Annotated in this window: 14 protein-coding genes; 4 read left to right on the forward strand and 10 right to left on the reverse strand. The window is 72.8% G+C overall.

Annotated elements, in window-relative coordinates; genetic code table 11:
• Positions 1–180: 180 nt before the first annotated feature.
• The 7 genes from ACFYZF_RS06670 to ACFYZF_RS06700 form a co-directional block, all read right to left on the reverse strand.
• Positions 181–2,085, reverse strand: a complete 1,905-nt coding sequence (locus ACFYZF_RS06670) for a DNA/RNA helicase domain-containing protein (RefSeq protein ID WP_387016660.1) — start codon at positions 2,083–2,085, stop codon at positions 181–183.
• 115 nt (positions 2,086–2,200) lie between these two features.
• Entirely contained in the window at positions 2,201–2,578 is a 378-nt protein-coding gene (locus ACFYZF_RS06675; RefSeq protein WP_387016662.1) for a nucleotide pyrophosphohydrolase, read from the reverse strand.
• Positions 2,579–2,690: 112 nt separating this feature from the next.
• Positions 2,691–3,725 carry a hypothetical protein gene (locus ACFYZF_RS06680; RefSeq protein WP_387016664.1) on the reverse strand — a complete coding sequence of 345 codons (1,035 nt, stop codon included), beginning with the start codon at positions 3,723–3,725 and terminating at the stop codon, positions 2,691–2,693.
• A gap of 160 nt (positions 3,726–3,885) precedes the next feature.
• Positions 3,886–6,321, reverse strand: a complete 2,436-nt coding sequence (locus tag ACFYZF_RS06685; RefSeq protein ID WP_387016666.1) for a glycoside hydrolase family 2 protein — start codon at positions 6,319–6,321, stop codon at positions 3,886–3,888.
• Complete coding sequence (locus tag ACFYZF_RS06690; protein ID WP_387017123.1) at positions 6,318–7,160, reverse strand: carbohydrate ABC transporter permease; 843 nt, start codon at positions 7,158–7,160, stop codon at positions 6,318–6,320. The genes ACFYZF_RS06685 and ACFYZF_RS06690 overlap by 4 nt, the downstream gene beginning before the upstream one ends.
• A 244-nt stretch (positions 7,161–7,404) precedes the next feature.
• A complete protein-coding gene (locus tag ACFYZF_RS06695) occupies positions 7,405–8,421 on the reverse strand; it encodes a carbohydrate ABC transporter permease (RefSeq protein WP_387016668.1) in 1,017 nt (338 codons plus the stop codon).
• A 91-nt stretch (positions 8,422–8,512) separates the two neighbouring features.
• Entirely contained in the window at positions 8,513–9,796 is a 1,284-nt protein-coding gene (locus tag ACFYZF_RS06700) for an extracellular solute-binding protein (protein WP_387016670.1), read from the reverse strand.
• A 377-nt stretch (positions 9,797–10,173) separates the two neighbouring features.
• Between ACFYZF_RS06700 and ACFYZF_RS06705 the strand changes: the two genes are divergently transcribed.
• Complete coding sequence (locus ACFYZF_RS06705; protein WP_387016672.1) at positions 10,174–11,193, forward strand: LacI family DNA-binding transcriptional regulator; 1,020 nt, start codon at positions 10,174–10,176, stop codon at positions 11,191–11,193.
• 6 nt (positions 11,194–11,199) lie between these two features.
• Here ACFYZF_RS06705 and ACFYZF_RS06710 read toward each other — a convergent pair whose 3' ends face one another.
• Positions 11,200–13,854, reverse strand: a complete 2,655-nt coding sequence (locus ACFYZF_RS06710) for a putative bifunctional diguanylate cyclase/phosphodiesterase (protein WP_387016674.1) — start codon at positions 13,852–13,854, stop codon at positions 11,200–11,202.
• A gap of 262 nt (positions 13,855–14,116) precedes the next feature.
• Between ACFYZF_RS06710 and ACFYZF_RS06715 the strand changes: the two genes are divergently transcribed.
• Complete coding sequence (locus ACFYZF_RS06715; RefSeq protein ID WP_387016676.1) at positions 14,117–14,494, forward strand: PH domain-containing protein; 378 nt, start codon at positions 14,117–14,119, stop codon at positions 14,492–14,494.
• Between the two features lie 119 nt (positions 14,495–14,613).
• On the opposite strand, the gene ACFYZF_RS06720 is transcribed toward ACFYZF_RS06715, so the two are convergent.
• On the reverse strand, positions 14,614–15,540 hold the full coding sequence (locus ACFYZF_RS06720; RefSeq protein WP_387016677.1) for a 2-hydroxyacid dehydrogenase: 927 nt from the start codon (positions 15,538–15,540) through the stop codon (positions 14,614–14,616).
• A gap of 172 nt (positions 15,541–15,712) precedes the next feature.
• Here ACFYZF_RS06720 and ACFYZF_RS06725 point away from each other — a divergent pair, with 172 nt between their 5' ends.
• Both ACFYZF_RS06725 and ACFYZF_RS06730 read left to right on the forward strand, forming a co-directional pair.
• The gene (locus ACFYZF_RS06725) at positions 15,713–16,882 is read left to right on the forward strand and encodes a PQQ-dependent sugar dehydrogenase (protein ID WP_387016679.1); all 1,170 of its coding nucleotides are present in this window, start codon (positions 15,713–15,715) and stop codon (positions 16,880–16,882) included.
• A 100-nt stretch (positions 16,883–16,982) separates the two neighbouring features.
• A complete protein-coding gene (locus ACFYZF_RS06730; RefSeq protein ID WP_387016681.1) occupies positions 16,983–18,566 on the forward strand; it encodes a metallophosphoesterase in 1,584 nt (527 codons plus the stop codon).
• Positions 18,567–18,596: 30 nt separating this feature from the next.
• On the opposite strand, the gene ACFYZF_RS06735 is transcribed toward ACFYZF_RS06730, so the two are convergent.
• On the reverse strand, positions 18,597–20,954 hold the full coding sequence (locus ACFYZF_RS06735) for a pyruvate dehydrogenase (protein WP_387016683.1): 2,358 nt from the start codon (positions 20,952–20,954) through the stop codon (positions 18,597–18,599).
• Between the last annotated feature and the right edge of the window lie 88 nt (positions 20,955–21,042).

Raw genomic sequence — 21,042 nt, forward strand, 5'->3', positions numbered from 1 at the left:
GACAGGCGGACCGGACGTCGGAAATCGGTATTGACCACCCCGATTCGGTGCCTCACCTGGGAATTCGGATTCCCCACGCCACCCTTGTCAGCTCTTCCGTCGGGAATCCGACAGTCCCTGCGTCGGGGTCACCGAACCCCAGTTCGCAGAGATGCCGGGCGAGCGGCTGACGGGCCCCCGCTACTCGACAGGCTCCTCGAAACGAACTTCCGGCGCGTGCTCGACCCGCACCAGGCCGCGCAGGTACTCGCGGGTCTCCGGGTCCGTCGCGTACAGCACCGTGCCGCGCATCCCCCGGGTCAGCAGCACCTTGTACGTGTTGCGGATGAGCCGGTCCGCCTCCTCGTCGCTGACCGACTTTCGGCTGCGGAACGCCGGATCCTTGCACTCCTCGCGCCGGGTCACCAGCCGTCCGTCCCGGGCCACCAGATCCGGCCCGATGATGACGCCCGACCAGTCGTACTCGAACCCCTGGGCGGTGTAGACGCAGCCGACCTGCCCGAACCCGTTCGGATCGGTCGCCCAGTAGGCGCTGCCCGGGGCGTCGCCGACGCTGCGGTCGCTGTTGGCGTTCCATGGCCTGGCCCAGTCGCCGATCGTCACGTCCGGCACGAGGGTGCCGTCCGGCCTCGGGCCGCTCCACGGCCAGCAGTAGCCCGCCGACATCCTGGCCGTGCCACTGTTCCCCTGCCGCCGGGCCAGGTGCTCCTCCAACTCCTGCGGCGAATCGGCCACCCGCACGTCGAAGCGGCCGTCGCCCACCCATGCCGTCGGCTCGCCGCCGTCGAGGCCGAGCAGGTCCAGGACCCACTGCTCGTACGCCTCGCTGCCGCCGCAGCGGAACTGGTCGTGCAGCGAGACGACATCGACCTCCAGGCCCAGCTTCTCGGCGAACGCCGAGATGACCTCGACGTTTCCCAGTTCGCCGGGCTTGACCACCTGGTGCTCGTCGAGGAGGAAGACCGGCACCCGGGCGACAGAGACGAGTTCCTCCAGTTGCTCACGGGCGACATCGCGCCGTGCCTTCGGCGTGTAGCGGTTCACCGAGGTCTCGCGCACCCGGTGCGCCTCGTCGCAAATCAGCACCTCGATGTCGTTGGTACCGGCGTCCATGAAGCTGTTGAAGTACTTGAACAGGCTCTGCAGGCGGGTCGACCCGCGGCCGGCGTAGCGACGCAGGGTCTGGGTGAAGGCCCGGGAGCCGGTGGCATGCAACACGGATCGGTTCTGCCGCGCCAGCTCACCGAGGACCGACAGTGCGATGACGCTCTTGCCGCTGCCCGGCCCGCCCGCCACCACCACGGCGCGCTTCTGGTTCGCCGTTCGAGCCCGCTCGACCGCGTGCATGACCAACTCGTACGCCACGTGCTGCTCGTCGAGCAGGGTGAAGTGCGAACTTTCCTTCAGCTCGGCCGCCGCGTACGCCAGCAGGTGCCGGCTCGGGCGCACGGTGCTGGTCAGGAACCGGTCCGCGGCTTCCGCCCCCGTGCTCGGGGCGAACCGGCTGCGCAGGTGGTCGAGCCACTGACCCCGCCGTTGCCCGGTGAAGATCCGGCTCTGCTCGGTGGCCGGCCTGTCGAACAGGTCGATGACGTCCCGGTCCACGGCGTTGTGCAGGTACGCGGCACCGCTCAACCGCTTCTGCTCCCGCCCGAGGACGCCCAGGAAGTCACCGAGGTAGCGGCAGTAGTCAGCCACCTGGATGCCTGGATGCAGCCGTGGTCCCCGGACCTGCTCGACGGCAACCAGGGTGTCGGAGTCCTCGTAGGCCGTGGCATAGCTCCACTGCTTCAACTCGACCACGAGATACGAGTCGTCCCCGGTACGCGGGTCGACCCCTGCCAGCACCGCGTCGATTCGCCGGCTCGTCAGCGGAAGCTGGTACTCGACCAGCACCTCGACCTGGGCCAGCCCGGCGTCGACGAGATCCTGGGCCAGCACCGGCAGACTGCGCGCCCAGGCCCGCTTCTCGGCGGGAGCCACTCCGTGGCCGCTGTGCCGGGCCCGCTCGGCCAGCACCTCGACCAGGCTGCCGTCGGTGGCGAGGCGCAACAGGCCAGCAGCAGACGTACGGTACGCCGACATCAGGGAAGCGCCTCCGGGCAGCACGAAGTGTTCGCGCGGGGGGCATATCCGTGATCCAGAAGCCCGTCGGACCGCTTTTCTACCCGAAGACCTTATCCAGAAGATCGATTCGCGGCTACGACCCCAGCGCCTTGGCGGCTGACCCCCGCACCTGATCCGCCGGGTACCGCCGGGCCACATCCACCAGCTTGTCCTCCGCCGCTCGAACCAGATCGATTCCGAGCACGTCGGCCAGCCGGGTCAGGTAGATCATGACGTCCCCGATCTCCGCGCGCACCCTGCCGCCCAGCTCCGGATCGTCCATCGCGTGCGCCGCCTCCTGCGGCGTCAGCCACTGCAGCTCCGCCAGCAGTTCCCCCACCTCCCCGGCCAGCGCCATCGCCAAGTTCTTCGGCGTGTGGAACTGCTGCCAGTCCCGGTCCTCCGTAAAGCTTCGGAGCTGTTCAGCAAGCTCTGCGACGGTCTTCGGACCACTCATGTTGTCCCTGTCCATGATGTCTCCCGGCATCTACTGTGGTGCTTTGGCTGCTGGGATATCATGACGCGGCTGTACGCAGCGCCCTCCACCTGCGCGACCCTGCTGGTCACGCCACCCGTGCGGTAAATCACCGGTCCCAGGTCGCCTCGGTTCGGCCCGGTTGGCCGAACACCCTCCCTTTGTGGGCACCGTGATCGCTACCCATTTCGTAGTCGACGCTCCAAGCGGAGCCCTGGTCAGTTGCGAAGGTCCGTGCGGTGTGCGCGGCGAAGAAGGGCGCCGATACTGGGTCGAAGGCTGGGCAGTCCCTGCCGTTCAATACCTCCACCTTCGCGGCGACACTCCGACCCGCTGCCCGCCCTGGGCGAATCCGGCCATCCGCATCGACGTACACATGCCCGTGCTCGAAGAGTGCGTCGCATCCGAGCAGGCAGGCCGCCATGACATTGGAGGGGTTCAGCCTCTCCTCGTAGCTCGAGTCCGCCCGCCGCTTGATGTGCGCCAGGACGACCAGGTGCCGAGGCGTTTCGCGTCCGCACAGGTCGCACGGAATGAGCGCCCGATCGCCGAACTTCATCCGGCGCAGTCGACGCTGCTCTTTCCGCCGCGCCACCAGGGCGTACACGTCGAGATCCTCGGCGTCGCTCGCGGTGCCGTCGGATGCCACCTCGGCTCCGGCGGCTGTCGCAGTGCCCTCGCCTTCGCCGGTGAGCGCATCGACCGGCACAGGGGCCCCCGATACCGGCACCCCCTTCGTGTTGGCGGAGTCCTTCAGAGCCACCATTGCCGGCCGGCCCAACAGTTGCCCCTGCACATCGTCGACGACGTCGAGAACACGAAGCCGGACGCGTTCGGGAAAGACCTCGTCCTCATCCGGCCACACCCGCTCGTGGTCCTCAAAGAGCGGCATCACGATCCGGGTGATCACCAGCCGGCGCACGCGGCCGGCAAGGTATGCCTCGATGTCCGTCGTCCTCGGATTCGGCCCCCACCAACCGAGGATCAGGTGATCCCCGGCCCGCATCGAACGCGCCACCCTACGGGCGTCACCACCTGAAAGATCCAACGCGGACGATCGCCAGCCCCATACGCTGCGCTCGATGCCGACCCCGAGATTGCCCGCATGCTCGCGGCCGACATACACGTAATAGGACCGGGTCATCGATCACTCCCTGTACGAGTCTTGCGGGTCAGCGCCCAAACCTGGGGCCTCACCGCTGCTCCGACTCTAGCCACCTCACTGCACGTTGATCTCGGGGACGTGACCGGGCTGCACGGTCACAGATCAGCCGGTCAGGCCGGGACGGCTCGGGCCTTTCTGCTCAGTTGACCGTGCGCAGGACCGGCCGGGTGGTGAGGGCCGCCGGGTCGAGCGGGCCCGGAGCCCGGACGACGAACGTCGCCGACTCGCCCGGCAGCAAGGTGACCAGGGCGTCGTCGACCTCGGCGGCCGGGTCGAGCCGGTCCGGGAACAGGGCCAGGTCGCGCAGGATCGTCCGCGCGGTGACCCGTACCCGTTGACCGCCGTGGACGTCCTCCACCGTCGCGTCGAACTCCGCCGCCGGCCAGTCCGCGTCGCGGTCCTCGGCGAAGAACCAGAACGCCCGCTCGGCGCTCTGGCCCGCCTCGGCCACCAGCAGCTCCCGCCGGGCCTCCTCCGGCCGGGCCAGGTCCGCCGGCAGCGCCAGCTCCACCGTCCCGTACGCGGGCACGTCGAGGTCGTACGTCGTCTTCGCCCTCGGCTCGCCGGCCAGGGTGAGCCGGGTGACCGTGGCGGCGGCTCGCCACGGCCGGCCGGTCTCGTTGACCGCCACCAGGGCCAGCCCGCCGTCGCGGGGCTGGACGGTCAGCAGCCGGTCGGCATACGCGCGGCGCAGCGCGTACCACAGGGGTTTGCGGCGGCCGTCGCCGTCGATTGCCGACCAGGAGGTCACCGGCCAGCAGTCGTTGAGCTGCCAGACGATGGTGCCCGCGCAGACCGGCCGGTGCGAGCGGAAGTGCTCCACCCCGAGCTGGATGGCCCGGGCCTGGTTGAGCTGCGTGAAGTAGTGCCACTCGTCGAAGTCGGCCGGCGGCGGCAGGTGGGCGTCCAGGCCGCGCTGGAGCTTCGCGTCGCCGTCGATGGCCTTCTGGTGGTGGGCCATGCCGGGCGAGTCGTGGGCGAGGGGGTCGTCGGAGATCGCCCGGCGCAGGGTCGCGTACGCCGGGGGCGCCTGATAGCCGAACTCGGCGACGAACCGGGGGACGTACTCGCGATATCTGGTGTAGTCGTCGGTGTTCCACACGTCCCAGATGTGCGTGGTGCCGTGCGCCGGGTCGTTCGGGTGCGTGTCCTCGCGGCCCGACCAGGGGCTGCCCGGCCAGTACGGGCGGGTCGGGTCCAGCTCGGCGACGATCCGGGGCAGCAGGTCCAGGTAGTAGCCCCGGCCCCAGGTGCGGCCCGCGAGGGGCTCCTGCCAGTCCCAGTCGTGCCAGCCCCAGATGTTCTCGTTGTTGCCGGTCCACAGCACCAGCGACGGGTGGGGGGCCAGCCGGGTCACCTGCTCGCGCGCCTCGGCCTCGACCTCGGAGCGGAACGGCTCCTCCTCCGGGTACGCCGCGCAGGCGAACAGGAAGTCCTGCTGGACCAGCAGCCCCCGCTCGTCGGCCAGCTCGTAGAAGTCCTCCGACTCGTACCGGCCGCCGCCCCAGACCCGCAGCAGGTTGATGTTCGCCCCGGCCGCCTGGTCGAACCGCTCGGCCAGCCGCTCGCGGGTGACCCGGTTGGGGAACGCGTCGTCGGGGATCCAGTTGACCCCGCGCACGAACACCGGCACGTCGTTGACGTGCAGGGCGAACGCGGTCCCGTGCTCGTCCGGGGCGGTGTCCAGGCGGACCGTTCGGAAGCCGATCCGCCGGGACCAGGCGTCCAGCTCCCGCCCGTCGGCGGCGTGCAGGGTGACGGCGAGGGGGTGCAGCGGCTGGTCGCCGTACCCCCGGGGCCACCACAGCGCGGGGTCGCGGACCTCGACGGTCAGCGCGGCCGTGCGCTTCCCGGCCGCCACGACGGCCTCGGCGGCGACGCCGGCCACCTCGGCGCGGACGGTGACGGGCTCCTCGGCGGCGCGCTCGACCTCGACGCGCAGCTCGACCCGGCCGACGCCGTCGGCGACGGTGACCAGCGGGCGGACGGTCGCCAGCCGGGCCGTGGACCAGGCGTGCAGGGCGATGTCCTGCCAGATGCCGGCGGTGACCACCGTCGGCCCCCAGTCCCAGCCGAAGTTGCAGGCCGTCTTCCGGATGAAGTTGAAGGGCTCCGGGTACGCGTTGGGCCGGTCGCCGAGCCGGTCCCGGTGCGCCTCCGCGTAGCGGTACGGCGAGTCGAACCGGACGGCCAGTGTGTTGGCCCCCGGCCGCAGCGCGGAGGTGACGTCGAACCGGTGGCCTCGGTGCATGTTCTCGGCGCGGCCGACCCCGGCGCCGTTGAGGGTGACCGTGGCGACCGTGTCGAGGCCGGCACAGGCCAGGTCGACCCGGTCGGCGGCGCCCGGTGGCGCGTCGAAGGTGGTCTCGTACACCCAGTCGGTGCGCCCGATCCAGGCCAGCGCCGTCTCGTTGTCGTCCAGGTACGGGTCGGGGATGAGGCCGGCGGCGAGCAGATCGGTGTGCACGCAGCCGGGCACGGTCGCCGGGACCGCCCGGTCGACGATCTCCGGCGGCACCTGCGGGCCGGGAACGACCCGCAGCACCCACCCCTCGGACAACGAATGCCGGGTCACGACTTCACCGCACCTTCCATGATTCCGCGGACGATCTGGCGGCCACCGACGAACAGCATGATCAGCAGCGGCACGGTGGCGACGAACGCCCCCGCGAGCACCCGCCGGTAGATCACGTAGTTGCCGCTGGCCAGGTCGGAGATGGCCACCATCGAGGTGGGGAAGTCGGTGCCGCTGAGCGTGATCAGCGGCCACTGGAAGTCGTTCCAGGTGCCGACGAAGGTGAGCAGGCCGAGCACGGCCAGCGCCGGGCGGATCGCCGGCAGCACGATGTTCCAGTAGACGCGCATCGTGGTCGCGCCGTCCATCCGGGCCGACTCGACCAGCTCGTCGGGCACGGTGTTGAGGATGAACTGCCGCATGTAGAACACCCCGAACGCGGTGACCAGGCCGGGGGCGATGACCGCGAGCAGGGTGCCGTTCCAGCCGAGCTTGCCCATCACGATGTAGAGCGCGACGATGCCGAGCTGGTTGGGCACGGTGAGGGTGAGCACGACGAAGAGCATCAGCCACCTGCTGCCCTTGAACCGCAGCTTCGCGAAGGCGAACCCGGCCAGCGAGCAGAAGAACAGCACCGAGGCGGTGACCGCGGTGGAGACGAGGGCGCTGTTGACCAGGCCGGCGGCGAAGTAGACGTCCTGGAGGGAGAAGACCTCGTCCAGGTTCGCCATGAACCGGTCGCCCGGGACCACCGCCGGCGGGATCTTCGCGAGCGCCTCGTCGTTGCTGGTGGCGATGACGAACATCCAGTACAGCGGAAACGCGGAGAGCAGGATCGTCGTCGCCAGCAGCAGGTACGTCCAGACGCCGGCCGCGGTGTCCTGCGGTGCCCGGCCCATCAGCCGCGCCCGGTTGCGCCCGCGCGGCCCGGCGTCGGCCGCCCGGGACACGGTGTCGACGGCCCTCACCCGAGCATCCTTTCGTTCGCGACTGCGGGGCTCCGCTGCGCTGCACTCCTCGCCCTCACCGACGGCCCCCTTTCGTTCGCGACTGCGGGGCTCCGCTGCGCTGCACTCCTCGCGCTCACCGACGGCCCCCTTTCGTTCGCGACTGCGGGGCTCCGCTGCGCTGCACTCCTCGCGCTCACCGACGGCCTCCGGACAGGCGGTTCGTCAGCAGCGTGTTGATGCCGGCGACGACGAGGATGATCAGGAACAGGGCCCAGGACATCGCGGCGGCGTACCCGAGGTCGAGGTCCTTCCAGCCGACCTTGTAGATGAGCTGGGCGATGGTCTGCCACTCGCCGTTCGGGCCGCCGGTGGCCGCCTGCGCGTTCAGGTCGAACAGCATCGGCTCGGTGAAGAGCTGGAGCCCGCCGATGGTGGAGAGCACCACGGTGAAGACGACGACCGGCTGGATCATCGGCACGGTGATCCGCCAGAGCTGCCGCCACGGGCCGGCGCCGTCGATGGCGGACGCCTCGTAGACGTCGCGCGGGATGGACTGCATCGCGGCCAGGTAGAGCAGCGCGTTGTAGCCGATCCACTTCCAGTTGACCATGGTGGCGATGGCGATCCAGGAGTGGAACTTGTCGGCCCGCCAGTCGGCCGGGGCGTCGCCGCCCAGGCCCACGAGGCCGAGCAGCCAGTTCGCCATGCCGAAGTCGCGGGAGAAGAAGACGCTGAACACCATGGTCGAGGCGACCAGCGGGGTGACGTACGGCAGCAGGATGCCGACCCGCCACCAGGTCTGCGCACGCAGCTTGCGGTTCAGCAGCGAGGCGACCACCAGGGCGAGCAGGAGCTGCGGTACCAAGGAGAGCAGGAAGATGCCGAAAGTGTTGTAGAGCGCGTTCCAGAAGTCCTCGTCGCCGAGCAGCTTCGCGAAGTTGTCGAAGCCCGCCCAGGGCGGCAGGGTCGGGTCGTCGAGCTGGTAGTTCCGCAGCGAGACGACCCCGTTGAAGATCAGCGGGAAGAGCCCGAAGACTCCGAAGATCAGGAAGAACGGGGCGATCAGCAGGTACGGCATGTAGCGCATGTCGAAGCGGTACAGCCGGTTGCGCCAGGTGAGTCGCCGCTCGTCGGCCCCGGGGCCGTCGGCGCCGCGCTTGCGCGGGGTACGACGGCCCGGCGGGGCGGGCGCGGCACGGGTGGAGGACATGGGACGCTCCTGGGCCGAGGTGGACTGTCTCCGGGGTGGGACGCCGGGGCGGTGGCGGGGCGGGGCGGCCCCGCCACCGGTCACCGGACCGTCAGGACCTGCCGGCCTTCTCGGCCTCCTTGACCGCCTCCGCCCAGGCGGCGTCCGGCTTGAGGGTCTTGTTCTCCACCCGCTTGATGACGTTCTCCACCGCAACGCGGGTCGGGCCGTTCTTCTTGCCCAGGTACTGCGGGGTGAGGCCCTGCGCCATCTTCGGGAAGATCTGCCCGACCGGCGCGTTGTTGAAGAACGGGTTCTTGAACTCGGCGATGGCCGGGTCGGAGTACAGGGCCGGCTGCGACGGCAGGTTGCCGACCTTCTTGAAGACCTCGATCTGCTGCTCCGGCTGGACCAGCCACTCCAGCAGCTTGTACGCCTCGTCGGCGTGCTTGCTCTGCTTGGGGACGGTCAGGAACGACCCGCCCCAGTTGCCCCCGCCGCCGGGCACCGCCGCGATGTCCCACTTGCCCTTGGTGCCGGGGGCGGTGTCCTTGATGTGGCCCAGCATCCACGCCGGGCAGGCGAGGACGGCGAAGGCGCCGCTGGTGAAGCCCTTGTCCCAGTCGGCCTGGAAGCTGGTCAGGTTGGCCGAGATGTCGGCCTGGAGGGCCTTGACCGTGTAGTCGAAGGCGACCTTCGGGCCGCCTTCCATCTGGAGCTGCTCCTGCGCGTTGTAGAAGCCGGCCTGCTGCTGGCCGAGGACCGGGTTGAACAGGTTGGTCCCGGCGTCGAGGAACTTCTTGTTCGTCCTGGCGGTGTACTGCTGGCCGACCTCGATGAACCGGTCCCAGGTGGGCCAGAGCGTGGAGACCTGGTCCCGCTCGGTGGGCAGGCCGGCAGCCTTGAACAGGTCGGTGCGGTAGCACATGGCGAGGCCGCCGACGTCGGTGCCGAGGCCGATCTGGGTCTTGCCGTCGGCGGACAGCGACTGCTTCCACTTCCACGGCAGGTACTTGCTCTCGTACTGCCCGGCGCCCTTGTCCAGCAGGTTGACGAACTTGTCGGACTGGCTGCGGAACTGGACCATGAAGCCCTCGTCGATGGCGGCGATGTCCGCCGCGCCAGAGCCGGCGACCAGCTTCTTCTGCAGGTCCTCGTGCTGCGCGTTGTACTCGCCCGAGTTGAGCTGGATCTTGACGTTCGGGTGTGCGGCCTCGTACTTGGTCTTCAGGTCCTGGAGCCCGAAGTCGCCCCAGAAGTTGATTTTCAGGGTGACGGCGCCGCTGCCCGCCTCGTCGCCGCCGCTGGTGCTCTTGCCGCTGCACGCGGCCACCACGGCCAGGCTGACCGCGCCCACGGCGACCGCGCGGGCCCAGTGGGTCCAGGACCGTCTCATGTCATCCTCCGAGCAAGATGGGAACGCTCCCGACATCGAGAGACGTTGACTGAACCGGATAAGTGAAGCCACCGTACGATCCCGTCTCGACAGTGTCAACGAACGGTTAAGCCCGGGGCCGCTCCATAACTTCCGGCCGTCTGGGAGCGCGACCACTCGTGGTTGCCCCCTCGGCGGCATCCCGAACGGCGACAGCGTCAGCCGCGCCCGGCCGACGACCGGTATCCTTAACCGGGCAAGTAATCCGCTCGGTCACGCGGCGAGGCGGCTCCGCCCCGGGCACCCGCGGGGCCGGTTGCAGTAGCGTGAGGGCCGCCGGTCACCCGGCGCCGTGACACCCGCCCGGGGCGGGCCCAGCGAGTGGAGGAGACACGCCGGTGAAGCGGCCGACCATCGCCGACGTCGCGCGGCGGGCCGGGGTGTCCAAGGGCGCGGTCTCGTACGCGATGAACGGACAGCCCGGTGTCTCCGAGGCGACCCGGCAGCGCATCCTGGCCATCGCCGCCGAGATCGGGTTCAGCCCGAGCAGCGCCGCGCGGGCGCTCTCCGGCGCCACCGCCAAGGCGGTCGGCCTGGCCCTGTGCCGCCCGGCCCGGATCCTCGGCATCGAACCGTTCTTCATGGAGCTGATCAGCGGCGTCGAGGGCGAACTGTCGGCCCGGTCGTACGCGCTGACCCTCCAGGTGGTCGCCGACCAGGACGCGGAGATCGCGGTCTACCGGCGCTGGTGGGCCGAGCGGCGGGTGGACGGGGTCCTCGTCTGCGACCTGCGCACCGACGACCGGCGGGTGCCGGCGCTGGAGGAGCTGCAACTGCCGGCCGTGGTGATCGGCGGCCCCGGGCACACCGGCTCGCTGGCCAGCGTCTGGTCCGACGAGGCCGCGGCGCTGGCCGAGACGGTGGAGTACCTGGTGGCCCTGGGCCACCGACGGATCGCCCGGGTCGGCGGCCTGCCCGCGCTGCTGCACACCGAGATCCGCAGCGACGCGTTCACCGAGGTGTGCGGGCGGCTCGGTCTCGACGAGTCGGTCACCGTCTGGTCGGACTACACCGGCGAGGAGGGGGCCCGGGCCACCCGGCGGCTACTCAGCTCGCCGAACCGCCCCACCGCCGTCATCTACGACAACGACGTGATGGCGATAGCGGGGCTGTCCGTGGCCCAGGAGATGGGCCTTCAGGTCCCCGGCGACCTGTCGATCGTCGCCTGGGACGACTCCCCGCTGTGCCAGCTCGTGCACCCGCCGCTGACCGCCCTCGGCCGGGACATCCCCGCGTACGGCGCGCACGCCGCCCGGCAACTGCTCCGGGTGATCGCCGGCGAGCCGACCGGCGAGCTCCAGGACGAGACCGCCCACCTCACGCCCCGGGGCAGCACCGCGCCGCCCCGAGTCAGGTGAACCGGTTCAGCACTCCGTCTCACCGGCCCGGACGCCCTCACCGGGACGCGGACGGGAACTCCTCGAAGTACGCCTCCACCCGCTCGGCCGTCGCCGGGCGGGCCAGCGCAAGCCCTGCCCGTAGCGGCAGCCCGCCCGACCGGCGGCGTCCGCCTGGGCCGGCGTCTCCAGCTGCGCGGCGACGATCTCCAGGCCAAGCCGGTCGCCGAGGCTGACCACCACGTCGACCAGCTGGTTGTGCCCGCCGTCGGCCCCGTGCGGGGCCAGCTTGAGCAGGTCGATGGGGAGCCGGCGGAGCTGGGCCAGCGAGGCGTGCGCGGCCCGGAAGTCGTCCAGCGCGGTGCGCACTCCGAGCGAACGCAGCCCGGCGAGCCGGGCCACCATCGTCGACAGCTCCGCGCCGACGCGCGGCTCGGCCACCTCGATCACCAGCCGCTCCGTCGGCAGCCCGTGGGTGGCCAGCACCGCCGCGGCGCGCTGGAGGAAGTCCGGCGCGGCCAGCTCCCGAGGGGTGACGTTCACCGACATCCAGAGCTGCCGACCTCCCGCCGACCAGTCGGCCAGTTGGCGGCAGGCCCGGTCCAGCACCCAGCGGCCCACCTCGCCGACGAGGTCCAGGTCCTCGGCGACCGGCAGCAGCTCGGCCGGGAGCACGGTGCCCAGCACCGGGCTGCGCCAGCGCAGCAGCGCCTCGGTGCCCACCGGCAGCCGGTCGGCCAGCCCGAGCACCGGCTGGTAGACCAGGTCCAGCTCGCCCCGGGCCACCGCGCCGGGTAGCTCCCGCTCCAGATCGAGCCGGCGGACAAGCTGCTCCTCCAGGTACGCGTCGTACCACTCGATCCGGTCCCGGCCGAGCTGGGCGGCCCGCCGGCGGGCCAGGTCCGCCTGGCGCAGCACGTCGTCGGCGGTTGCGCCGGAGATCTCGGCCAGGCCGATGCTGGCCTGCAACCGGACCTCGGCGCCCGCCACCCGGTACGGCTCGCCGAGCGCCTCCAGCAGCCGGGTGCCCAGTGCGTACGCCAGCACCGGGCCGGCGGCGGTGACCACGCCGAACTCGTCGCCGACCAGCCGGGCCACCAGGTCGTCCGGGCCGACCGCCGCGCGCAGCCGGCGGGCCACCTCCACCACGACCACGTCGCCGACCGCGTGGCCGCGCCCGTCGTTGACCGCGCCCAGGCCGTGCAGGTCCACCACCAGCAGCGCCCCCGCCCCGTCCCGCCGGGCGGCCAGCTCGCGCAGCAGCTCGCGCCGGTTGGCCAGCCCGGTGAGCTGGTCGGTCGCGGCGAGCTGGCGCACCGCGCGCTCCAGCCGGCGACGCTCGCCGACGTCACGCACGTGCAGCGCCAGCGCGTGCACCTCGGGCACCCCGCGCTGATCGCTGATCGTGGACTCGGTCTCCCGCCACACCCCGTGCCCGTCGCGCAGCCGGGCGGCCAGCAGCGTCGGCCGGACGCCGGCGCGCACCCCGTCGAGCAGCAGCGCGGCGCGCGGGACGTCGGCGGGGTGCAGCAGGTCGGCGAAGGGTCGGCCGAGCACGTCGGCGTCGGTCAGCCCGAACAGCCGGGTCGCGGCCGGGGACTGCCAGCGCACCCGCAGCGCGTCGTCCAGCAGCAGGATGAGGTCGTCGCCGCGCGAGACCAGGGCCCGGAAGTGCGCCTCCTGGGCGGCGAGGCGGGTGGCGTACCGGCGGTTGTCGGTGGCGGTCATCAGCTCCCGGACGACCAGCGGCGGGGTCACCGCCAGCCCGAGCAGGATCGCCCCCGGCGTGAAGTCGCCGTGCGCGTAGAGGTGCCCGACGGCGGCCAGGGCGGCGATCGCGGCCGGCGCGCTGACCCGGGGCCAGACGGGCGTCGGGCCACCCGGGCGGCACGGGTCTCCGGCGGCCACCCGGCGGACCCCGTCGGCGGTGAGCAGCGCCCCGACCACCAGCGGCCCGACGGTGGTCAGCAGGGCCCGGTCCGTGGCGTCGTACGCGAGCAGCACGATCAGCGCGAGCAGGCCGAATTGGGCCGCCCCGGCGCCGAGCAGGCAGATCGCCGCGCCCGGCCGGCGCCGCCAGTCGGCCAGCGCCGCGACGCCGATCGCCGCGAGGCCGAACCCGCCGGCCACCACCGCGACCCGGGCTGCCGGCGGGGTCTCCCCCGGCGGCAGCAGCACCCAGGCGGCGAAGATCAGGCTCAGGCCCAGGCTGACGATGTCGACCACGCGGCGGACCCGGGCCCGGTTCGGCAGCCGGCTGCGGCCGGGCAGCAGGAGCAGCCCGCCGGTGTGCAGCAGGGCGGCGATCCCGAGACCGGCCGCGCCGACGGCGCCCCGCAGGCCGGTGCCGACCAGGGGGAGCACCGCGACGGTCAGCCCGACCGTGGCCACCGCCGCGTCGAGCAGCCCGGCGGCCGAGCGGCAGCGGGTGGCGCGGCGGCCGGCCCGGTCGGGGCCGGTGCCGGTGCCGGGCGGCACGGCGTACCGGACGGGCACGGCCAGCAGAGACAGCCGGACGCCGGCCAGGACGCTACCGGCGGCGCCGGCGAGCGCCACCGCGGCCAGCGGCGGGATCACGCCGGCCAGGCCGGCGAGGGCGAGCAGCGCCGCCGTCGCCAGCACCAGCAGGTCGGCGGGACGCGGGAGGCTGCGGGAGGCGCCGGAGGGATACGCGACGGACACGGCGATCGCCTTCGTGAGGGGGCACGGGCGGTGCGGTACGACGGTGCGGGGGTTGTGGTCGGCGGCGTCGCCCGGCGTGGCGGTCCGGGGCGGCGTGGGCGCGGCTGGTTCGCTGGCCCAAGATGATGAAACGACCCACCGTCACCGCAGGAAACGGCTATCAGGCCATGAAAATGAGTGATTCAAGTCACTTCCATGGCGCCGGTCACCCGCGCCCCCGCCCGCCCGGGGGCCGGCCCCGCCCAGGTGGGATCATCTGGGGGTGAGTCGCGCCGAGACCGTCCGCTTCCGCCCCAACCAGGCGATCCTGGTCGCGGCGGTGATCGCCTTCATCGGTGCGCTGCCGCTGGCCGCCGCCGGGTGGTACTTCCTGCCGGTGCTCCTCGTCCCCCTCGCCGTCGCCGTCTGGGCCTGGCGTTCAGGCACCGAGGCGGACGCCCGGGAGCTGCGCCTGCGGGCGCTGACCGGGCAGCGCCGGATCGGCTGGGAACGGATCGTCGAGCTGACCGCCGACGCCCGGGGCCGGGCCGTCGCCCGGCTCGACGACGGCGAGTGGCTGGTCCTGCCCGCCGTACGCGGCGCCGAGCTGCCCCGGCTCGTCGCCGTCACCGGCCAGACCCTGCCCGGCCGCACAGCCTGACCCACCTGACGCCGCACAGCCTGAACCCACCTGACCGTGCCCGGCCAGGCCGTCCGACCCACCTGACCCGGCCTGTCCGGCCCACCCGACCCGGCGGGCCGGACAGGCCGACGGACGGGTCAGTAACCGTCCGAGACCGTGTTGATCAGCGGCTGGCCGGCGGCGAGCCGCCGCAGCTGCTCCCCCACCAGCCGGTACGCCCGGGGCAGCAGCCCGCGCACCGAGCCGGCGACGTGCGGGGTGAGCAGCACGTTGGGCAGCCCCCACAGCGGGTGGTCGGCGGGCAGCGGCTCGGGGTCGGTGACGTCCAGCGCGGCCCGTAGCCGGCCGGAAGCCAGCTCGGCGACCAGCGCGTCCGTGCGGGCCACCGGGCCGCGTGCGGCGTTGACCAGCAGCGCGCCGTCGGGCATCGCGGCGAGGAACTCCGCGTCGACCAGGCCCCGGGTCTCCTCGGTGAGCGGAACCAGCAGCACCACCACGTCGGCCTCGGGCAGCAGCGCCGGCAACTCGTCGACCCCGTGCACCCCCTCGGCGGGGCGGGCCGTCCGGGCGACCAGGGTGAAGGTCACCTCGAACGGCGCCAGCCGGGCGCGCACCGCCGCCCCGATCGAGCCCGCGCCGACGATCAGCACCCGCTTGCCGGCCAGCTCGTCGGTCGGGCAGACCCGGTCGTACGCCCACTCGCGGCGGGACTGGGCGACGGCGAAGGCGGGGAAGCCGCGCAGCTGGGAGAGGACCGCGGTGGCCACCCACTCGGCGGTGCCGGAGTCGTGCACCCCGCGCGCGTCGCAGAGCGTCACCCCGGCCGGGATCCGGCCGACCCAGGCGTCGGCCCCGGCGGAGAGGAGCTGCACCACCCGCAGGTCGGGCAGCTCGCCGAGCAGGGCGGCGGCGTCCCCGCCGGACAGGAACGGGGGCACCCAGAACCGCACGTCGGTCACGTCGGACGGGAGGCGGGACGGCGACTCGGCCACCTCGACGGTGACCCCGGGCGGCACGTCGCCGAGCAGGCCGCGACCGGCCGGGTGCGGAATCCATACCTTCACGCCCGACGACGATAGCCGCCCGGCGGCGCCGGGTCCCCGCCGGTGCGGGCCGAACCACCCGGTGGCGGGGCCCGGGCGGCGGTGACCGGCCCGCCCGGCCCGGCGACAGACCCGGGCGGGGCTACCGCGCGGCCCCCACCCAGGACCCGTCCGGGCGGCTAGGCTGGGCCGGGTGAGCCCCCGTCGCCTGTACCCCCGGAAGACCTCTGTGCGCGCGGTGGCGGCGGCGTCGTGCGCGGCGCTGCTGCTGGCCACCGCCGGATGCAGCTTCGGCGAGCCGGACCCCGACCCGGCCGGCGAGCCGCCGAACCTGCCGACCCCCTCCGCCTCCGCCCCCGGCAGCGGCCAGCAGATGGTCACCACCGTGCTGGCCAAGGGCCTGCGGGTGCCGTGGGGAATCGCGTTCCTGCCCGACGGCGGCGCGCTGGTGACCGAGCGGGACAGCGGCCGGATCCTGAAGGTCGGGCCCGGGTCCGGGCGGGACGGGCTGACCGTCACCGCCGTGCAGACCGTGCCCGACGTCGCGGCCGGCGGGGAGGGCGGCCTACTCGGCATCGCCGTGTCCCCCCGCTACGCGACGGACCGGACGGTCTTCGTCTACCACACCGCCGAGCAGGACAACCGGATCGTCAAGCTGGAACTGGGCGGCCGGCCGACGCCGGTCCTGACCGGCATCCCCCGGTCCGGAACCCACAACGGCGGTGGGCTCGCCTTCGGCCCGGACGGCTACCTGTACGCCAGCGCCGGCGACGCCGGCAACCGGGAGTCCGCGCAGGACCAGAAGAGCCTCGGCGGCAAGATCCTGCGGATCACCCCGGAGGGCAAGCCGGCCCCGGGCAACCCGTATCCGGGGTCCCCGGTCTGGTCGCTGGGGCACCGCAACGTGCAGGGCCTCGCCTGGGACGCCGGCAAGCGGATGTACGCGGTCGAGTTCGGCCAGAACACCTGGGACGAGATCAACCAGATCACCAAGGGCGGCAACTACGGCTGGCCCCTGGTCGAGGGGAAGGCCGGCGACAAGCGGTACACCGACCCGCTGGTGCAGTGGAAGACCTCCGACGCGTCCTGCTCGGGCCTGGCGGCGACCGACCGGCTGCTGGTCACCTCCTGCCTGCGCGGGGAGCGGATCTGGCTGGCCGAGCTGACCGACACCGGCACCATGCTCGGCCAGCCCAGGGAACTGCTCACCGGAAGATTCGGTCGGCTGCGGGCGACGGTCGCCGCGCCCGACGGGTCGATCTGGGTCACCACCTCCAACCACGACGGGCGGGGCAAGCCGGCCCCCGAGGACGACCGCATCCTGCGGCTGGTCTTCCCCGACGGCGGCGCGGGGCGTGGCTAGCCGCGACGCGCAGCGGCCGTAGCGCCCCGGCCCGTCCGGCGCGGCGCGGCGGAATCCCGGGTTTGCCAAGATCCTTCACTGGGCAGGTCAGAATCTCAGCATGGACGGCCAGGAGAACGAACAGCGGAACACCGGGGACGCCGGCACCCCGGCGACCGGTCGTGGCCGGCGCTGGGCCCTCCCGCGCCGACGCGGGGCCGTCTCGTCCGGCCGGGGCCGGGCCCTGGCCCGCCGGGTGGGCGTGGCGCTCGCCGTCGTGGCGATCGCCCTCGCCGGGGTGGTGATCGGCACCTTCGCCGGCGGACGGGTGCAGACCGACATCGGTCCGTTCCGGGCCGAGCTGACCCTCGCGCCCGCGCTCACGGGCGGCACCACCGTCGACATCCCGCCGCTGGGTGCCCTGCAACTGAACAGCCACGACGGGCCGACCCACCTGACCGTGGGACTGGGGGCGCTGGACCAGCGACGCACCGAGGCGCTGATCGACGACCCGGCGAGCATCAGCCGGGCCAGCCAGTCCGCCGTCACCGACGTCCGCACCGGGGTGATGCGCCTCGGCCTGCGTACCGCCGGCGCGACGCTGCTGGTCACCCTGCTGCTGGCCGCCCTGGTCTTCCGGGACACCCGGCGCACCGCCTGGGCCGGAGGGCTCGCCCTGGCGGTCACCGCCGGCAGCCTCGGCCTGGCCGCGTCCACCCTCCGCCCGCAGGCCATCGAGGAGCCCCGGTACGAGGGGTTGCTGGTCAACGCCCCGGCGATCGTCGGTGACGCCCGGAAGATCGCCAACGACTACACCAAGTACGCCGAGCAGCTCCAACGCCTCGTCGGCAACGTCAGCCAGCTCTACACCACCGTGTCCGCGCTGCCGGTGTACGAGCCGGCGCCCGGCACCACCCGGGTCCTGCACGTCTCCGACATGCATCTCAACCCGACCGGCTGGCAGCTCATCCGCACCGTGGTCGAGCAGTTCGGCATCGACGTGGTGATCGACACCGGCGACCTCACCGACTGGGGCAGCGAGCCGGAGGCGTCCTACGTCGGGTCGATCGGGCTGCTCAAGAAGCCGTACGTGTACATCCGGGGCAACCACGACTCGGGGAAGACTGCGGCCGCGGTGGCCCAGCAGCCGAACGCGATCGTGCTGAACAACTCGACCACCACCGTCGCCGGGCTGACCATCGCCGGCATCGGCGACCCCCGGTTCACCCCGGACAAGGAGACCTCGCCCGCCGGCAGCGGCCTGACCAAGCAGGTCGCCGACCAGGTGATCGGGGCCGGCGACCAGCTCGCCAGCACCGTCCGCAACTCGCCCAAGCCGGTGAACATCGCCCTGGTGCACGACCCGGCGTCCGCCGGGCCGCTGTCGGGCACCTGCCCGCTGGTCCTCGCCGGCCACACCCACGCCCGGCAGGTCTCCAAGCTGCCGCAGGTGCCGGGCCAGATGCCCACCCAGCTCATGGTGGAGGGGTCCACCGGCGGTGCCGGGCTGCGCGGCCTGGAGGGCGAGAAGCCCACCCCGCTGTCGATGACGGTGCTCTACCTCGACAAGGACAAGCTGCTCCAGGCGTACGACGACATCACCGTCGGCGGGACCGGCCAGTCGCAGGTCAGCCTGGAACGGCACGTGGTGCCAGACCCGAAGGCCGGCGCCGAGGTCCCCGTCACCCCCACCCCGACCCGCTGAGCGCGGCGGGCCGGGGACGGCGGGAACGGGTCAGCGCAGGGCCAGGGCGGCCAGGGCGGCGTTGACGATGCTGCCCGGCAGCAGGTCGTGCAGCTCGTACAGCTCGCGGACGCTGCCGGACTGGCCGAACTCGTCCACTCCCAGCGGCACGGCGTGCGCGCCGAGGGCCGAACCGAGCCAGGCCATCGCGTGCGAGGCGGCGTCGTGCACGGTCACCACCGGCACCCGGTCGACGAACGCCGACCGCAGCGCCCCGGGCACGCTCGGCACGGTGGCCGTCCGCACGCCCTGGCGCAGGGTGCGCTGCCAGGCCCGGTAGAGCCGGTCCAGGCTGGTCACGTCGACCACGTGCGCGGCCACGCCCTCCTCGGCCAGCTCGGCGGCGGCGGCCAGCACCTCGGGCAGCACCGCGCCGGACGCGGCGATCTGCACCACCGGGGCGTCGACCAGGTGCGGGTACGCCTCGTGCGCGTCCACCAGCCGGTACGCCCCGGCGACCGCCTGCCGGCGCAGCACCGCGTCGCCGATCCGGGCCCGGGCCGCCTCGAACGGGGCCTGGTCGATCGGGCGGGTGCTGAGCCGGAAGTAGTACGCCCCGTCCTCGGCCGGCGCGGCGGTGGTGGCCGGTACGCCACCGGCGGCGATCTGGCCGAGCGCGTCGCAGAGCAGCCAGTCGAGGGTGGCCGCGTACGCCGGCTCGACGAAGGTGACCCCGGGCAGCTCCAGCCCCACCGAGGCGGTGATCGTCGACTGGTGGGCGCCGCCCTCAGGGGCGAGGGTGATGCCGGACGGGGTGCCGGCGACCACGAACCGGGAGCCGGAGTACGTGCCGTACAGGAACGCGTCCAGCCCACGCAGCACGAACGGGTCGTAGACCGTGCCGACCGGCAGCAGCGGCTGCCCGGACAGGTCCCAGGACAGGCCGAGCTGGCCGAGCAGCAGGAACAGGTTCATCTCCGAGATGCCCAGCTCGATGTGCTGGCCCGACGGGCTCTCCGTCCAGCGCAGCATCCGGTCCTCCGTCCAGGACCGCTGCGCGGTCGGGGCGAACACCCCGGTCTTGTTGATGAACCCGGCCAGGTTGGTGGAGGTGGCCACGTCCGGGGCGGTGGTGACCAGGTACGGGGCGATGTGCTCGTCCCGGGCCAGCTCCACCAGTACCCGGCCGAAGGCCTCCTGGGTGGAGAGGGGCTTGTTGGCGCGTACCCGGGTGGTCTCCGGAACGGTGACCGGCAGGGCCCGCTCGCGGGGCGCGCGGGACAGCGCCTCGCGGCGCTCGCCGGCCCGGATGCCGGCCGGGGTCGCCGGGTCGAGGCGGTCCCACTCGGTCTCGACGGTCAGGCCCTGCGCGGCGCGCAGGACGTCGACCTGCTCGGTGGACAGCAGCGCCGAGTGGTTGCGCGGGTTGCCGGCGATCGGCAGCCCCCACCCCTTCACCGTGTACGCGAAGACCACGCTGGGCCGGTCGGTGACCGCGTCGCACTGGGCGTACGCGTCGAGCATCGCCGCGAGGTCGTGCCCGCCCAGGTCGGTGACCAGCGGGCCCAGCTCGTCGTCGGCGATGTCGGCGATGAGCTCGGCGATCCCGGCGGGTGCCCCGTCGAGGAACTGCGCGCGCAACGCCGGGCCGGCCAGCCCGAACAGCGACTGGTACTGCTCGTTGGGCATCGCGTCGATCCAGTCGCGCAGCGCCTCCCCGCCCGGCCGGGCGTACGCCTGGGCGAGCCGGCGGCCGTACTTGACCTCGACGACGTGCCAGCCGGCGGCCTCGAACTGGCCGCGCCACTGGTTGATCCGCACCCCGGGGACGACCCGGTCCAACGACTGGCGGTTGAAGTCGACCAGCCACATCACGTTGCCCAGCCCGGTGGTGGCGGGGTCGGCGACGGCCTCCCAGATGTTGCCCTCGTCCAGTTCGGCGTCGCCGATCAGCGCGACGAACCGGGAGTGCGGGCGCTCGCCGAAGTGGGCGTCGACGTACCGGCGGGTGACGGCGGCGAACAGCGGCGCGGCGGCGCCGAGGCCGACCGAGCCGGTGGAGAAGTCGACGCCGTCCGGGTCCTTGGTGCGCGACGGGTACGACTGGAGGCCGCCCCGGGCCCGCAGCCTCGGCAGGTACGACCGGTCCAGGTTGCCCAGCAGGTACTGGACGGCGTGGAAGACCGGGGAGGCGTGCGGCTTGACCGCCACCCGGTCCTCGGCGTCGAGATGGGCGAACCACAGCGCGGTCATCGCGGTGACCAGGGAGGCGCTGGACGCCTGGTGGCCGCCGACCTTCACCCCGTCGCCGGTGTCCCGGTCGTGGTTGGCGGCGTCGACGATCCGGGTGGCGAGCCAGAGCACCCGCCGCTGGATCTCGTCGAGGACATCGAGGTCGTGCTGGTTCACGGTGGCTCCATCCGGGCGTCGCCGTTGACGCCCTCGCGAGGGGTGCGGGGGCCGCGTATTCGAAAGAGGCGGGAAGGCCGCCGCCGGT

This window comes from Micromonospora sp. NPDC001898 (assembly GCF_042891255.1).
Classification (GTDB): Bacteria; Actinomycetota; Actinomycetes; order Mycobacteriales; family Micromonosporaceae; genus Micromonospora.

Bases quoted from the DNA above. Each gene is read 5' to 3' on its own strand.
- ACFYZF_RS06670 (WP_387016660.1), bottom strand. From the start codon at position 2,085: ATGTCGGCGTACCGTACGTCTGCTGCTGGCCTGTTGCGCCTCGCCACC.
- ACFYZF_RS06675 (WP_387016662.1), bottom strand. From the start codon at position 2,578: ATGGACAGGGACAACATGAGTGGTCCGAAGACCGTCGCAGAGCTTGCT.
- ACFYZF_RS06680 (WP_387016664.1), bottom strand. From the start codon at position 3,725: ATGACCCGGTCCTATTACGTGTATGTCGGCCGCGAGCATGCGGGCAAT.
- ACFYZF_RS06690 (WP_387017123.1), bottom strand. From the start codon at position 7,160: ATGGGCCGGGCACCGCAGGACACCGCGGCCGGCGTCTGGACGTACCTG.
- ACFYZF_RS06695 (WP_387016668.1), bottom strand. From the start codon at position 8,421: ATGTCCTCCACCCGTGCCGCGCCCGCCCCGCCGGGCCGTCGTACCCCG.
- ACFYZF_RS06700 (WP_387016670.1), bottom strand. From the start codon at position 9,796: ATGAGACGGTCCTGGACCCACTGGGCCCGCGCGGTCGCCGTGGGCGCG.
- ACFYZF_RS06730 (WP_387016681.1), top strand. From the start codon at position 16,983: ATGGACGGCCAGGAGAACGAACAGCGGAACACCGGGGACGCCGGCACC.